We start from the raw sequence: 255 nt of genomic DNA, 5'->3' as shown, positions 1-255 counted from the left end.
GCCATTGCACTCTAACAGACGGTTTCCAACCGTCCTGAGCCTACCATCGCGCGCCTCCGTTACTCTTTAGGAGGCGACCGCCCCAGTCAAACTACCCGCCACAGAGGGTCCCCGAACCGGATAACGGTCCTGGGTTAGACATCAGAAAACAACAGGGTGGTATTTCACCTATGGCTCCACACCAGCTGGCGCCGGTGCTTCATAGCCTCCCACCTATGCTACACAATTCTTTCCTAATGCCACTCTGAAGCTGCA

General features: G+C 55.7%; 1 rRNA gene. It reads right to left on the bottom strand.

Annotated elements, in window-relative coordinates:
- Window positions 1–255 (bottom strand): 23S ribosomal RNA (locus EOE18_RS18340); the annotation flags it as partial.

The organism is Novosphingobium umbonatum (assembly GCF_004005905.1).
In the GTDB taxonomy this organism is placed as follows: Bacteria; Pseudomonadota; Alphaproteobacteria; order Sphingomonadales; family Sphingomonadaceae; genus Novosphingobium; species Novosphingobium umbonatum.
The sequence above is the reverse complement of the archived record's forward strand: the minus strand, read 5'-3'. Positions and strand labels throughout refer to the sequence as shown.